This window comes from Acidobacteriota bacterium, assembly GCA_033549365.1.
GTDB lineage: Bacteria > Acidobacteriota > Aminicenantia > Aminicenantales > Saccharicenantaceae > JAWSUF01.
This window is the reverse complement of sequence record JAWSUF010000002.1, coordinates 437,616-452,181: the sequence shown is the minus strand read 5'-3', so window position 1 is coordinate 452,181 and position 14,566 is coordinate 437,616. Positions and strand designations below refer to the sequence as shown.

The window sequence follows — 14,566 nt, the reverse complement described above, 5'->3', positions numbered from 1 at the left end:
CGGCTCACGGCCCGTTCTTTTCCTCCCGAACCCGGGTCACGGTTTCTTTGACGGTGGCGATCAAGGCTTCGGGCTCGATCGGTTTCGACACATAGGCGTCCATGCCCGATCCGAGAAAACGCTCCTTATCGCCTTTCATGGCATGTGCGGTGAGCGCGATGATGGGAATATGGCGCCCGGTCTGCTGTTCCTTGAGCCTGATGGTTTCGGCGGCCGTGAGCCCGTCCATGTGGGGCATCTGAATATCCATCAGGACGACGTCAAAGAGTCCTTTTTCCAGGGCGTCTAAAACCTGCTCGCCGTTCTCGACTTCGCGGATCTCGTGCCCTTCCCGTTCCAGGATATATCGAGCGACTTTGCGATTGATGAGGTTGTCTTCAGCAATCAGGACGCGGTAGGAATCCCGGAGATCCGACGCCAAGGGGGATGCGGCGGCCTGAGCGGCTTCATCGCGCAATTTTCTCAACGATTGGAAGAGATGATCCGGACGGACGGGCTTGATGACGAAGGACGGAACCCCAAGCCGTTTCCAGGGCACGGCATCCCCCAGGCTGTCTTCGGAGCCGAGCATCATGATGGACCTCGCGGCGGCGTCCGGGTTCTGCTTCAGCCAGTTCTGGAGATAAACCGCGCTCATATCGGGCAGATAGGCGTCGATCAGGACGACATGGGGAGGCGTCCCGCTCCGGGAGGCTTCGTCCAAGAGGGACACGGCCGCATCCCCGCCGGATGCCTCGATGGGAAGCCCTCCCCAGGTCCGGACAAGGCTGCTCAAAACGGCCCGTGATTTTGCGTTGTCGTCGACGATGAGAACCCGCGCCGCCGACAGTGAGGGAATCACCGGTTTTTCCACGGCGGCCGGATCGGAGGACCGTCCCGCCCGGATCGTGAAGCGGAACGTGCTGCCGCGGCCTTCCTCGCTTTCCGCGCGGATGTCCCCGCCCATGGCCCGGACGAGGCGCGAGGAAATCGAAAGGCCGAGACCGGTTCCCCCGTAAAGCCGCGTCATGGAGCCGTCGCTCTGGATGAAGGCATCGAAAATCGTTTCCAGTTTGTCCTTGGGAATCCCGATCCCCGTATCCCGAACGGCGAACTCCAGAAGGGTTTCGGATTCGGTTTCTTCGACGTTTCGAACGGAAACGGCGATTTCACCGCGGCTTGTGAATTTGATGGCGTTGCCGATCAGATTGACGAGAACCTGCCGCAGCCGGACGGGATCCCCAATGACCTCAACAGCCGATTCAGGGGGGATCTCGCAAATGAGCTCGATTTTCTTGCGATGGGCCTGAGAGGCGAGGATGGCCGCGGCGTCGAACACGACGTCCGAAAGAGAGAAGGGGATGCGCTCGATCTCCAGCTTGTTGGCCTCGATTTTGGAAATGTCGAGAAGGTCGTTGATGAGGCTCATCAGGGATTGTGCGGAATTCCGGATGGCCTTGAGGTATTCCTTCTGGTCGGGCGTCAAGGACGTCCCGAGGATGAGTTCGGTCATGCCCAGGATTCCGTTCATGGGCGTCCGGATTTCATGGCTGATATTGGCCAGAAATTCGCTTTTCACCTTGTCGGCTTCCTGGGCCTTTGTTTTGGCCTCGACAAGCTCCGTCACATCGATAAAGTTCAGAATCATCCCGGCATACCGGTCCTGATAATAGATGGGCTGCAGCCTCAGAATCAAAACGGCGCCCCGGAGGGTGATCTGCATTTCGACAGCCGCTGATCCGGGCTCGGCTTTGAATCGAGCCAAGTGGGCATCGAGAGAGGGCGCTTCGACGGAGTCGAGAAATTTCCGGACGGGCGAGTCGAGAACGGCGTCCTTGTCCAATCGGAATAAGTCAAGCAGATAGGCGTTGGCCTCGAGGATGCGGTCGTCCTCCCCGGCATAGGCGATCCCTTCGCGCATGCCGGAGATCATGGTCGAAAACTTGGTCATTTCCCGCTTGAGACCCTCAAGGGCGGCCCGGTTCAATGTGATATCCCGATCAACGCCACGGTAACCCAGAAGCCGTCCCTGGGCATCCATGACCGGAACACCGTTCATTTGCATCAGCACCAGGCTGCCGTCCGTCGCGATTTTCCAGCCTTCCAGATTCCGGAGAGGCTGCCGAAGAGCGAACAACTCTTTGAAAACAGACCGCATGCGGGCGGCGTCTTCGCCGTGCATCAGATCAAAGGGGGTTTTTCCCAGGACCTCCTCGGGGCTGAATCCCAGGATCTGTTCAACGCGGCCGGAGGAGAAGGTGTAGGCCGCATCGGCGTCTATTTCCCAGATCCAATCGGCCGAACTCAAGGCGATGTCTCTGAAGCGCTCCCGGGAAGCCGTCAAATCGGCGACAATCTTCTTATGATGCGAGATGTCGTGGTAGATGCAGAGAGAGGCGATGTATTTCGAATCGATCATGACCGGAGAGGCCAGAAGGGAGACCTCGATAAGGGATCCGTCTTTTCTTCGCCGGACGGTCTCGATGGTCGCTTTCTTTCCCCCGCTCGTTTCCCGGGTGATGTTCCGGGCACCCTCCTCATACCCCGTAGGAACGATCAACTCGTCGACTTCCCGGCCGATGATTTCTTTCTCGTTATAGCCGAAAAGATTGATAAATTCCCTGTTGACGCGGAGAACGCGGCCGGAGGCGTCCGCAACCAGGATCGCTTCCATGGCGTTTTCAAAAAGGCGGTCGAAAAACAGGTTCGCCTGCAGATTCGCAGGTTGTTCCATTTCGTCTCTCATCTATCTTCCGCAGTGCCGGGTCGAACGAAACATCCCTTCTCCGTCAGCTCTTCAGGTCATTATAAGCGCAATCCGCCGATGGATTCAATCGGACAGCGTGCGGGTGGCGATGACATCGGCACCCGTGCCCGAGACATCCCGGAGAAGAATGTCGCCGCGGCGGACCGGCGGCCTGGGACGGAGGCGGCCGATTTCCTCCAGGATGGGATGGATCATGGCTCTCGGCACGGGAGCGCTCAGGCGCACCGAAACCATCCGATCGACCGTTCCCGCCAGGGGAACCGATGTCGCCAGGTTGCGCTTCGGATGAAGAATTTCCTCCCGGGCGAAATCGATGCCCTTGTCGCATTGGTGTCCCTGAATGTCCAGATCCCGGCCGTCTCTCCGCACCTCAAGTTCACAGCCTACCGGACAGAGAACACACGTCAGTCTGTCAATCACCACACCAAACCTCTACGTCCTCTTCAACGGACCCGGGAAGGCCGATTTTGGCCATTTCCGACGGGAGAAGTCTCGGATAAGTTTTCCGCCGGTAGATCCGTCCCGTCGTCCGGCCGCGAAGGCCGACTCGCTCATTCCTCCGCGGCCGATCGGGCCGAAAATTCAACTCAACATCCGCGGCACCGAATCTCAGGATCTGGGGAACGACATACCGAATGCCGGGACCCGGATGCACCCGGAACTCTCCGTCGCCGGCCGAGCGGGAATCGGCTTGCCGGTTCGCGGCGAAGCCGGCCGCCGCGGCGCCCGCCTTCAGGCCTTCGAAAGAGGCCCAGTCGGCGACATCATGAATATGAAGAACGTTCCCGCAGGAGAAAATGCCGGGAATCGAAGTCATGAACCGTTCATCGACTTCGGCGCCGCCGGTCAACGGAGAGAGGGCGACGCCGGCCCGTTTGGCCAGTTCGTTTTCCGGAATGAGCCCGACGGAAAGAAGAAGCGTGTCGCAGGCGACCGTTCGCTCGGATCCGGCGATGGGGCGAAGATCGGGATCGACACGGGCGACGACGACGGATTCCAGACGGTTTTTTCCCCGGATTTCAACGATTGTGGACGAAAGCTCAAGCGGAATTCCGAAATCGCCGAGGCATTGGCGGACATTTCGTTCAAGGCCGTTCGGCCAGGGCAGGATTTCGAAAACGCCCTTGACCGCCATACCCTCGAAGGTCAGACGCCGGGCCATGATGAGCCCGATATCGCCCGAACCGAGAATCACGGCTTCCCGTCCGATTCGGATGTTTTGAAGATTGACGAGGTTCTGGGCGCATCCGGCGGTGAAGATTCCGGCCGGACGCATTCCCGGAATTTCGATCATCTCCCTCGTTCGTTCCCGGCAGCCCATGGCCAGGACGACCGCTCCGGCCCGGAGAATTCGGTATCCGGAGCGGGCGTTGACCTTTAAGATCCGGTCTCCCGTAAGATCCAGAACCATAGCCCCCGTCTCAAACCGGACACCGGCTTGGACGGCCTCTTCGGCCAGGCGTTCGGCATATTCGGGGCCCGAAATCGTCTCCTCGTAGAGAAAAAGGCCGAAGCCGTCGTGAATGCACTGGTTGAGGATTCCGCCCGGGTTTCTGTCCCTTTCGATGACGCAGACGTCGTCCGCACCGGCCCGGCGGGCTCCGATGGCCGCCGCCAATCCGGCCGGGCCCGCTCCAATGACGACGACGCCGCGCTCCTCGACGGGAACGCTCCGGCCGTCCGTTCCGGTCATGGCTTGATCCTCCCCGGAAAAAGTTCGGAACCCGGACCGCGTTTGGAAATTATTTCCAGCGGAACATTCCGTCGTTGAAGGATCTCCACCAGGCGAGGCGTGCAGAACCCTCCCTGGCAGCGTCCCATTCCGCAACGGGTCCTTCTCTTGATGCCGTCCAGGGTTCGAACGCCGAAAGGATTGTCGAGAGCGGCCTCGACTTCGGCCCGGGTGACATGCTCGCAGCGGCAGACCATCTCGCCCCAATCGCCGTCGGCGGCGACAAGATCCCGGCGCTCCGGGTCGGCCCGTTCGGCGAACCGGAGCGGCGCGGGGACGACCGGGTCGAAATCCTCCCTTCGGGGCCGCGCTTCACGCCCGCTGATGATCTCGCCCACCCAGGCCGCAATGGCCGGAGCCGCCGTCAGACCGGGGGATTCGATGCCGATGAGATTGATCCAGCCCGGCCGCACCTCGCTTTCTTCAAAAACGAAATCGGCGAATTTCGGCCGACCGTCGGGCGTGGCGATCCGCGGCCGAAGCCCCGAATAACTGCGGATGAAAGAATGCTCCGCGAGCGCCGGAACAAGCTTGAAGGCTTCGGCCTTGAGCCGGTCCATGACGGCCCGCGTGGTGGCCGTATCGCCGCAATCTTCGACCGGTTCGGAACTCGGGCCGAGAAGGATGTTGCCGTCCAGAGTCGGCGTGATGTGGACGCCGAGAAACGAATCGTCCCGGGGCGGAACCGGGTAGACGGGCCGGGACAGAACCGCGGCGGCGGCTTTGTCGGATACGAGGTACTCGCCGCGATAGGGTTTCAGGACGAAATCCGTGATTCCGGCCAGAGCCGCGACCTCGGCGGAAAACAGGCCGGCACTGTTGACGACCCAGCGTGTCCGGATCTTGCCTCGGGGCGTGGTCAGCTCAAAGCCCTCCGCGAGGACATCCACGCCCGTGACGGCGGTTTCAAGAAGAACATCCGCTCCGTTGCGCAAGGCGCATTCGGCCAGCGCCGTCGTGAAGGCATAAGGGGAAATGATCCCGGTCCAGGGCGATAGAAGAGCCCATTTTCCCCGAACATGGGGTTCGATGCGTCCGATGTCGCGTTCACCGATGATTTCAAGTCCGGGCGTCCCGTTCCCGCGGCCCTGAGCCAGAAGCTCTTCAAGGCGGAGAAGATCGGCGTCGTCGAAGGCCACAACCAGCTTTCCGGTTTTCCGGTGCGGCACGCCGAGTTCGGCGGCCAGTTCGTAGATCCGTCCGAGCCCGGCGGCGTTGGCCGCGGCCTTGAGCGTCCCGGGGGGAAGGTTGAACCCGGCGTGGATGACGCCGCTGTTGGCTTTGCTCATCCCTTCGGCCAGATCGGACTCCTTTTCAAGAAGGAGAACCCGGAGCTCGAAGCGGGAAAGCTCCCGGAGAACGGCGCAGCCGACGACGCCGCCTCCGATCACGGCGATATCGAAAGTCCGGCCCGAAAGAGCGGAGAAGTCAGGGGAAATCGATGGCATCGTCGAATCCGAAATTCAAGGATGCCATCATACCAGAGGGGCGGACGGAATGCCAGGCGGAGAGTCAATACCGGCCGGTGCTGCCGAAACCGTCTTCGCCGCGTGAGGTCACATCGAGTTCGTCCATTTCAACGACCTCGGGGGCGGCCACGGCCTGAACGAGCATTTGGGCGATTTTCATGCCTTTTCGGATCTCGAAGGACTCCCGGCCCAGGTTGGCAAGAACGACACGGACCTCGCCGCGATATCCGGCGTCGACGACTCCGGCCAGACGGTGAACCCCCTGGAGGGATATCCCGCTTTTGTCCCAGATCAGTCCGACATGTCCGGCGGGAACGGCGACTTGGATTCCGGTCGATATGGGCCGGATCTCGCCGGGCGCCAACAGTCCGTCCTCGACGGCGAAAAGGTCCAGGCCGGCATCGCCGGGGTGTCCGCGAACCGGCAATTTGGCGTCGGGGTGAATGCGTTTCACGGCCAGCTTCATGATTCCACTCCTTCAATGCGAACTTCCGGGAAAAACGAGCGGAGCATCTCCGCGGCGAAAAGCATTTCTTCCCGCGGAAACGGGCGGACATCCAGAAAGGCGGGATCGAGGGTGTTGCGGGGAACGAAGGCCTGGAGCTGAAAGACCCCGGGTCCGCCCAGCCACTCTCCGATCCGAAGCATGTCTTCGCGTCCGAGCAGGCCCGGAACATAGGTCGTCCGAAAAACGAACGGAAGACCGGATGACCGGAGGACGGCGGCACTGCGGGCCATGTCGCCGGGATCGGCGGCCGCCCGCACCGTCCGGGCATATTTCTCCGGCGGAGCTTTGACGTCGAGCGCCGCCTGATCGACAAGCCCGGCTTCGACGATGTTTTCCAGCCGGGCGGGAAAAGAGCCGTTCGTGTCGATCTTGACAAGAAGGTTGCGGTCCTTGATGACCCGGATCAGGGTTTCGATATCCTCATGAAGCAGGGGCTCTCCGCCCGAAAGACAGATGCCCTCAAGCCAGTCCCGTCTCCCGTCGAGATAGGACAGGAAAAAATCCATGGGCATCGTTTCGAGAGTCTCGGGTTTGAGCACGAGATCGGCGTTATGGCAGAACGGGCAGCGGAAATTGCAGCCGCCGACAAAAACGGTCGATGAGATATGGCCGGGAAAGTCCTTGGAGGAAAACTTTTCTAAGCCCTTGATTTCAGCCACGCGTCGTACTCCTCGGGATTGGTGACCACGGCCGGCGGCCGTCCCTCCTCCAAGGCGACAAGCGTGGGCAGGATCACGGCGCCCGACGCATCCCGCCGGATCTCGCGGATGAATTCGCGGATCCGGGTTTTCCCCTCGGGGCGGGTCAGGTCGTACTCCGCGTAGGATGCGCCGTTCTCTTTGAGATGGCTCTTCAACGCCTCGCATTTCTCGCAATTCGGATAGGTAAACATCAGAAGTTCCACGGCATCCTCCTCAAACGATTTCCGCAAACGGCGTCCGGTCCTTGAACTCCTGCTGTTTGCCGTCGTTCCAGGTCTTGACGGGCCTCATATAGCCGACGATGCGGGAGTAGACTTCGGTCGAGGCCCCGCAATCGGGACAGGCCTCATGCCGGCCGCGGATATAACCGTGGTCGAGGCAAACGCTGAAGGTCGGCGTGATGGAAAAATAGGGCAGGCGGGTTTCGGAGATCTTCCGGACGAGCTTGCGGCAGGTGTCCGCATCGATGGCTTCCGGCAGAAAGGCGTGGAAGATCGTTCCGCCCGTATAGAGAGGCTGGATGTCGGTCTGATGGCGGATGGCGTCGAAGACATCCCGGGTGGCGTCGACGTTGAGCTGGGTCGAGTTGGTGAGATACGGGTATTTATCCGTCCCCGAGGTGATGATCCGCGGGTATTTTTCCCGGTCGAGCCGGGCCAGCCTGTATGCGGTCGATTCCGCCGGCGTCGCTTCAAGATTGTAGAGATGCCCGGTGTGTTCCTGGAATTCGGTGAGAACGCCGCGCATGAAATTCAGGGTGTCGACGGCCAGCTCCTTGCCCTCGGGCGTTGAGATCCCCCGCCCGATGAGGTTGAGACAGGCCTCGTGCATGCCGCAGACGCCGATCGTCGAAAAATGGTTGTCGAAGTGCCCGAGATAAGCCCGCGTGTAGGGCATGATGCCGCGCGCCAGCATGCCGTTCACGATGTCGCGCTTGGTTTCCAGGGCTTCCCGGCCCAGGAGCATGAGTTCCCGGATGCGGGCCTGGAAGGTCTCGCGGCTGTCGGCTTCGTAGGCGGCCCGGTTGAGATTGATGGTGACGACGCCGATCGATCCCGTGGAATCACCGGGACCCCAGATACTGCCGGGACGGCGCATGAGCTCTCTCTGATCGAGGTTGAGGCGGCAGCACATGGCCCGGATGTCGCCGGGATTCATGTCGGTCCCGATGTAATTCTGGAAATAGGGAATCCCGTACTTGGCCGTGGCTTCGAAGAGAAGCCGGGCGTTCGGAGAATCCCAATCGAAATCCTTGGTCAGGTTGTAGGTCGGGATCGGAAAGGTGAAGACGCGGCCTTTCTGGTCGCCCTCGATCATGAGCTCCAGGAAGGCCCGGTTGATCCAGTCCGCCTCCTCCTGGCAATCGCCGTAGAGGAAATCGAGCGTCCGGCCGCCGACGATAACCTTTTTGTTCTTCATGTCCTCGGGAATCGTCCAGTCGAAGGTCAGGTTGGAGAAGGGCGTCTGCCATCCCCAGCGCGAGGGCACGTTGAGACCGAAGATAAGCTTCTGGATGTCCTGTTTGACCTGTTCGCAGGTCAGGCCGTCGTTCCGGACGAAAGGCGCAAGAAGAGTGTCGACGCTCGAGAAGGCCTGGGCGCCGGCGAATTCCCCCTGCATGGTGCCGATGAAATTGACCATGTGGAGGGTCGCCGTCTCGAGATGCCGGGCGGGAGACGAATGGACCTGGTTGGGGACGTGACCGAAACCTTTCTTGAGCAGCGTTTCCAGCGACCAGCCGGCGCAGTAGCCGACGATCGGATAGGAGAGGTCGTGGAGATGGAAATCGCCTTCGGTGTGGGCTTTGCGGACCTGCTCGGTGTAGAGGTGATTGAGGGCGAAATTCGAAAGCACCTCGCCGGAAACACGGGCGTTGAGCCCTGAAAAGCTCATCGTCCCTTCGTTGCTGTTTTCCCGGATTTTCCAGTCGGCGTCGTTGATGTAGTCCTTGATCAGGCGCTCGAGGTTGATTCCGGTCTTGCGGGCTTCACGAATCCCTTTGTGCTTTTCCCGATAGAGGATATAGGACTTGGCCACCTCAAGATAGCCCTGTTTCATCAGGACCATTTCCACGATGTCCTGGATCTGCTCGACGGAGGGCACCGTGTAGCCGCCGAATTTTTCGTCCAGGACGAAACCGACGATATCGGAAACCGTCCGGGCCTCCGCGGGGTCGGTGATGCCGTTGGACTCCATGGCCTTCCGAATGGCGTGGGTGATCTTATCCTGAGCGAAATCGACGATCGCCCCGTCTCTTTTCTTAATGCGTGCAATCGAACAGACCATGGTGATTTCTCCTTCTTCCGTCAGGTTTCCCACATCTTGTGCCTTAAAGTATCATAAAGCACAAAATATTGTAGATTGAATGATAGATATATATACCCCGAATTCGGGTTTGTCAACAGTTTTTCAGGATATTTTTATGATTTGTTGATTTTTCTTAATCTCGCCGGTTTTTGCCGGTCCCTAAACATCCAGGCCGAGAGTGCGGAGTTCTGCGGCCAAGTCGGTTTGCGGGGTATAGAGAACCCCTTTGAGGCCGGCCTCGACGGCGCCTCGAACGTTGGCCTCCATGTCGTCGATAAAGAGGCATGAGGACGGGGCGCACCCGGCACGGCGCACGGCTTCCCGATAGATTTCGGCCTCGGGCTTCAAATGACCCAGTTCATAGGACAGAACATAATCGTCGAAGATCCGGATCTCCGGAAATGTCCTCCGGATGTATCCGAAGCGTTCGATGTCGGTATTGGACAGGAGAACGAGCCCGGTTCCGACCCGCTTCAGCCCGATGAGAACATCGAGGACGGGCCGGTTCAGGGAGAATATGGCGTTATAATCTTCGAAAAACGTTTCGCAGTCGATCTCGATCCCCAAGTTGCCCCGGTAGCGGCGATGAAATTCCTCCGGGGTTAGAATCCCCCGATCAAAAGCCTCGTAAAGATTTCCGCCCAGATAGGCGGCTTCACGAACCTGATCCGGAGCAATTCCACAGCGGCGGGCCAGATTTTCATAAAAAATACCGCTGTCGAACCAGAGGATGACGCGGCCCAGGTCGCAGATGACGGCCCGGATGCCGTTCACTTTTTCGTTCGTTTTCCGGACAAGGAGGCCGAGAGGCCGATATCGGCATTGGAAATCGAGCCTTCGGCGACATCTTCGCCGATTTTAAGGCTGATCCACCAGGACAGGACCATTCCCTCGGGCGGCGAAGGGACGGAGGCCAGGCAGGAGAGAAATTCGCCGTCAAAGGTCACCTCGGAAAGCGGGCTGTCGGTAAAGAATCCCGACTGCTCGCTGACCGTGCCGGTCAACACGCCCTCGCTCTCCTGAAGATTCATGGTGAGGTAGAAATACTGGCCTTCAGCATAGATCTCAAGATCCCAGGTTCCGATGACCTTGGCGTTGCCGGCTTCGTGGGAAACCGCCGACAACCCTGAAACCAAAACCAAAAAAGACAGTCCGAGAATGGACGCGATTTTCATGATTTATCCCTCCCTATGAATTCGCCGGAGACCCGGCCCTGCCGGACTCCGTCGTCCGAATTTCCGTCGCTCCGGATGAGAACAGGTGTCCGGCCGGATCAGAAAAGACCGGTGAACAGGACATCGGCCGTGAACATTTCCCGGGTTCTCGTCCGCGCGGCTCTGTCCACCGTATCCTTGATTCTGAGATAGAACCAGAATTTATCGTAGAGGCGCAGTTTGTTCACATAGTATTCGGCGTAGTCGGCCATGTCGTCGACGATGATGCGTCCGATCTCCCTGTCCCGGTCGTTGTAGACAACGATATGGACGTTCCCGTTATCGGACTTCTCCAGCTTGCCGAGAACCTTGCCGAGTTCACGTCCTTCCCATTCCTGGGTGTTCGCGGGAGAGGTGATCTTCAGAGCCTCGAAGTCCTGGCGGGTTTCAAATTTGAACGTGTCCTCGAGATCGATCTCTTCCGTCCGCGTGAAGATATTTTCAAAAGCTCCGGTTTCCGTTTTGACTTCGATGGTGTCGGCCCGGAAGATGTACGGACGGTTTTCAACGAGCTCGCCCTTGAAACGAAGCTCCTTGCCGATCAGGGAGGCCGTGTCCAGCTCCCCGGCCACGGCAATGTCATAGCCGGAGGCTTCAGCGACATAGATATACATGCCTAAGGCGGTCAGAACGACGCCCGTGAGCTCGGTCACGGACTCTTTGACTTCCTCCACCTCATGACTCTCTTGCTGACAGCCGGTATTTCCCGCAGCCAGGAGAGCCAGGCAGCAAGCCAGTCCAACGAATCGGATCATATTTTTCTCGGAACGCATCAGATAACCTCCATACAGAACTCCAAGTCAGGCATCAGAGGACATTTATAGCATTGAGAAATCAAAAAGTAAAGAAGAAAATGGCCTATTTTTTCTTAGGACCCCCTGAAGACCGGGACGAACCTGAAGAGGAAGAACGGGACGCCGAGCCCGATCTAATGGACGAAGCCGGCGGCGAGGACGAACGAGCGGAGGAGCCCGATCTCACCGACGAGGCCGGAGGCGAATAGGAGCGGCTCGTCGATCCGGATCGCACAGACGAGGACCGGGGCGGTGAGGACGAACGACCGGCGGAGCCGGATCTCGTGACTGAGGCCGGAGGCGAATAAGAGCGGCCGGCGGATGACGGGGCCGCAACACGGCTCGAGGTTGCCCGCTCAGGAATGCGGAGACGGGACACGGATCCGGAGCTTGGCGATGTCGCCGGTCGACGGGTGGACGATGCGGGCGCCGCAACCCGGCTCGAACTTGTCCGCTCGGGAATTCGCAGACGGGATGTCGACCCCGAGTTTCGCGGCGATGCCGCCGAGCGGGTGGACGACGGCGCCGCAACACGGCTCGAGCTGGGTCGCTCAGGAATGCGGAGTCGGGATGCCGATTCGGATCTTGACGAAGGCGCCGAGTTGCGGGTCGACATCACCGTTTTGTCCGGGTCTTTTTTGACTTGAGCCGGAGGCTCGCCTTTGCGCTCCGGCACGGAGCCCTTCTTCTCCTCGCCTGAGACGGGCCTGGCCGGCTGCCCGAAGGACGGCAGCTTGGAGCGGGGCGGATAGCTTTTTATGGTCTCCCCGGGCTCTGGGAGACGCCTGAGAGATTCGGGCTTCGGGCTTTCGGATGAACCGATTCGCCCGGGAGCGGATCCCGATCCCTCTCTCCGGACGGGATCGCCGGCCCGGGAAAGGCCCTGAGGTGAGGCGGCCGGGGCGCGTTCCCGGATGGAACGGGGGGCTTCACCGGAAGACGACAGCCTGCGAACCGGCATCGGCGAAGATCGGCTGAAGACCGAGGATGGCCGTTCCACCGGGCGGACGGAGCTCTTGGACAGCACGTTCCTGGCGACTCCCGAGACCGCGCTCGAGCGGTCGATCGAAGGACGGATATCAGGCTGACGGGCCCGGAGATTGACGGCGCTCAGCGAGGACACCCGGTCGGCTCTCAAGGCGTTTCTATGAACGGCGCGCGACTGGAGCTGGGCCCTGTGGACGACGGTCAAAGCTCGGGAATGGACGGGGTAGTGCCTGTCGCTGTATCTGTCGTAGAAGCGGTTGTTGATGATGACGACGGGGTAATTGTAGTAGCTGAGCGGCGACCAGGCCACATAGTGGGCATCCCAGTGCCAGTGCACCCAGGCCGGTCCCCAATGCCGGGTGGGAATCCAGTACCAGCCGAGTCCCAGCCTCCAGTGCCAGCGGCCGTAGCGGTACACGCTCCAGCCCCAGGGTTCCGAAGACACCCAGGTCCAGCCGATGACGGGATACCAGACCCACCGGCCGTAGTGGTAGGGTCTCCAGTCGACCTGGACATGAAGAGGAATCCAGACATATCCGTAGGGCCGCTCGTAAACCCAGCGCCCACTGCGGTTCAACTCATCCTCATATTCGTAAATTTCAGAGGGGAGATAGCGGCTGCCTGACCTGGCCGACAGGAGGTCGTCCCGCGAAACGTTCCATCTCTCGAAATCGCCCGATCCGGCCCGGAAAAACTCGGGATTGGACATGAAACGGCCGTTCGACGCGTGAAGTCTCTCATAGGCATTGAGGATGACCGAGCCTTCCTCGCCGGCGATCTCCAGGGATCCCTCGTAGGCGTAAAATTCGCTTCCGCCCGAGACGCCGGCCTCGATGCGATACAGTCCTTCCTCGATGACATAGACGGAAGCGTCAAGGGTGTGCGCTTCGATGCCCTTTTCGACCGGGAGTTCGCTGACTCTCAGAAACACGCCGCCTTCGATGACATGTATGTTGATGCGGTCATCGCCTCTTCGGGGAAGACGAACGACATCCACAACGGTGTTGGGCCCCAGGCGGAGATAGTTGTTCCTCCCGAGATGAATTTCCACGCGGCCGTCCCGGGTTCCGATCTTGTCGCCCTCGACAACGGGCAGATTGACCTCGCCGTTTTCGTAGCCGAGATCCGATGTTCTCTGGACATAGACATCGCCCTGGACATAGTTCATCCGGGCGTAACTGTTCCCGTAATATTCCTCGGAGGCGCCGCCGAAAGCCAGGGGGACGGCGGCCAGGATGCCGATGAAAACCAGGCTTGCTTTTCTCATCGTCTTCTCCTTTCAGCCTCATAGAATGCAAGATCCATACCAAGCTTGCTTCAGGGGGGATTCGCCCCTTCAGGGTTCGGACTTTGTCCTGTCTGAAGGACATGTGAAAAAAAAAGGGGACGGAAACCGTCCCCTTTGGAGTAAAGAAAACTTTTTACCAGCGACGCCACATGCCCCGGGCGGGTCGACGGCCCCGATCGGGCATACCCCGGCCAAAAGACCGGTCCATGAAACCGTGGCCACGATAACCGTCCCAACCATCCAGACCTAGAAGACAGTATCCGCCCCCCATTCCTCTCATTCCCGGCATCAGCCCCATGCCGACGCCGCCCCGGCCCGGCATCATACCCCGGCCCGCGAACCGGCCGCGGAAAGTTTGAAGCTTCTCCAACTGTTCCGGAGTCAGCACGCTTTCGACACTCCGGCGGTGGCGGAGCGCTTCTTTCTGGTGCTCGGCGCGAAGCGCGGACATCCGATCAATCAGCCCCTCGATTTTCTTCGCATCGGCCTTGGGGTCGCGCATGAGTGTGTCCATTTCGAGCTGGAGCTTCATCATTTCATCCTGAAAGGCCGTCATTTTATCCATGCGGGCTTTCCAGAGGTCCTCGATTTTTTCCTCCTGCTCGGGAGTCAGATTCAGCGGATCCGCGGTCATCATGGCCCTTCCCGCCCATCGGGCCGGCTGGGCCTCCGCCGTCGCGGGAATCAGCGCCAGGGTCAGGAACATCGCCAGAGCCGCCGCGGCAACACCGAATTTTTTCATTGTCAACCTCCTTGATTATTTTCGACATCCTATTAGACACGGCGGAGGCGGTTTCCTTTGCAAAGCCGGAGACGGGAA

At 59.9% G+C, this 14,566-nt stretch carries 13 protein-coding genes; all 13 read right to left on the bottom strand.

Annotation, left to right across the window (positions count from 1 at the left end; genetic code table 11):
* Positions 1 to 4: 4 nt before the first annotated feature.
* On the bottom strand, positions 5 to 2,713 hold the full coding sequence (locus SCM96_04800; GenBank protein ID MDW7759941.1) for a PAS domain S-box protein: 2,709 nt from the start codon (positions 2,711 to 2,713) through the stop codon (positions 5 to 7).
* A 96-nt stretch (positions 2,714 to 2,809) separates the two neighbouring features.
* Positions 2,810 to 3,169: a DUF1667 domain-containing protein gene (locus tag SCM96_04795; protein ID MDW7759940.1), complete on the bottom strand. Its 360-nt coding sequence runs from the start codon at positions 3,167 to 3,169 to the stop codon at positions 2,810 to 2,812.
* Positions 3,159 to 4,439, bottom strand: coding sequence for an FAD-dependent oxidoreductase (locus SCM96_04790; protein MDW7759939.1), 1,281 nt, complete (start codon positions 4,437 to 4,439; stop codon positions 3,159 to 3,161). Before SCM96_04790 ends, SCM96_04795 begins: the two co-directional genes overlap by 11 nt.
* On the bottom strand, positions 4,436 to 5,926 hold the full coding sequence (locus tag SCM96_04785; protein ID MDW7759938.1) for an NAD(P)/FAD-dependent oxidoreductase: 1,491 nt from the start codon (positions 5,924 to 5,926) through the stop codon (positions 4,436 to 4,438). The genes SCM96_04790 and SCM96_04785 overlap by 4 nt, the downstream gene beginning before the upstream one ends.
* A 64-nt stretch (positions 5,927 to 5,990) precedes the next feature.
* Positions 5,991 to 6,413 (bottom strand): dUTP diphosphatase, encoded by a 423-nt coding sequence (gene dut / locus SCM96_04780; GenBank protein MDW7759937.1) that lies wholly within the window; start codon positions 6,411 to 6,413, stop codon positions 5,991 to 5,993.
* A complete protein-coding gene (locus SCM96_04775) occupies positions 6,410 to 7,114 on the bottom strand; it encodes an anaerobic ribonucleoside-triphosphate reductase activating protein (protein MDW7759936.1) in 705 nt (234 codons plus the stop codon). Before SCM96_04775 ends, dut begins: the two co-directional genes overlap by 4 nt.
* Positions 7,093 to 7,359: a glutaredoxin domain-containing protein gene (locus tag SCM96_04770; protein MDW7759935.1), complete on the bottom strand. Its 267-nt coding sequence runs from the start codon at positions 7,357 to 7,359 to the stop codon at positions 7,093 to 7,095. The genes SCM96_04775 and SCM96_04770 overlap by 22 nt, the downstream gene beginning before the upstream one ends.
* Positions 7,360 to 7,369: 10 nt before the next feature.
* A complete protein-coding gene (locus SCM96_04765) occupies positions 7,370 to 9,442 on the bottom strand; it encodes a ribonucleoside triphosphate reductase (protein ID MDW7759934.1) in 2,073 nt (690 codons plus the stop codon).
* A gap of 180 nt (positions 9,443 to 9,622) precedes the next feature.
* The gene (locus SCM96_04760; protein MDW7759933.1) at positions 9,623 to 10,237 is read right to left on the bottom strand and encodes an HAD family phosphatase; all 615 of its coding nucleotides are present in this window, start codon (positions 10,235 to 10,237) and stop codon (positions 9,623 to 9,625) included.
* Positions 10,234 to 10,638: a hypothetical protein gene (locus SCM96_04755; protein MDW7759932.1), complete on the bottom strand. Its 405-nt coding sequence runs from the start codon at positions 10,636 to 10,638 to the stop codon at positions 10,234 to 10,236. Before SCM96_04755 ends, SCM96_04760 begins: the two co-directional genes overlap by 4 nt.
* Before the next feature lie 98 nt (positions 10,639 to 10,736).
* Positions 10,737 to 11,432 (bottom strand): hypothetical protein, encoded by a 696-nt coding sequence (locus SCM96_04750; GenBank protein ID MDW7759931.1) that lies wholly within the window; start codon positions 11,430 to 11,432, stop codon positions 10,737 to 10,739.
* A gap of 103 nt (positions 11,433 to 11,535) precedes the next feature.
* Positions 11,536 to 13,725 (bottom strand): DUF6600 domain-containing protein, encoded by a 2,190-nt coding sequence (locus SCM96_04745; GenBank protein ID MDW7759930.1) that lies wholly within the window; start codon positions 13,723 to 13,725, stop codon positions 11,536 to 11,538.
* A gap of 154 nt (positions 13,726 to 13,879) precedes the next feature.
* A complete protein-coding gene (locus SCM96_04740) occupies positions 13,880 to 14,488 on the bottom strand; it encodes a Spy/CpxP family protein refolding chaperone (GenBank protein ID MDW7759929.1) in 609 nt (202 codons plus the stop codon).
* Positions 14,489 to 14,566 lie beyond the last annotated feature (78 nt).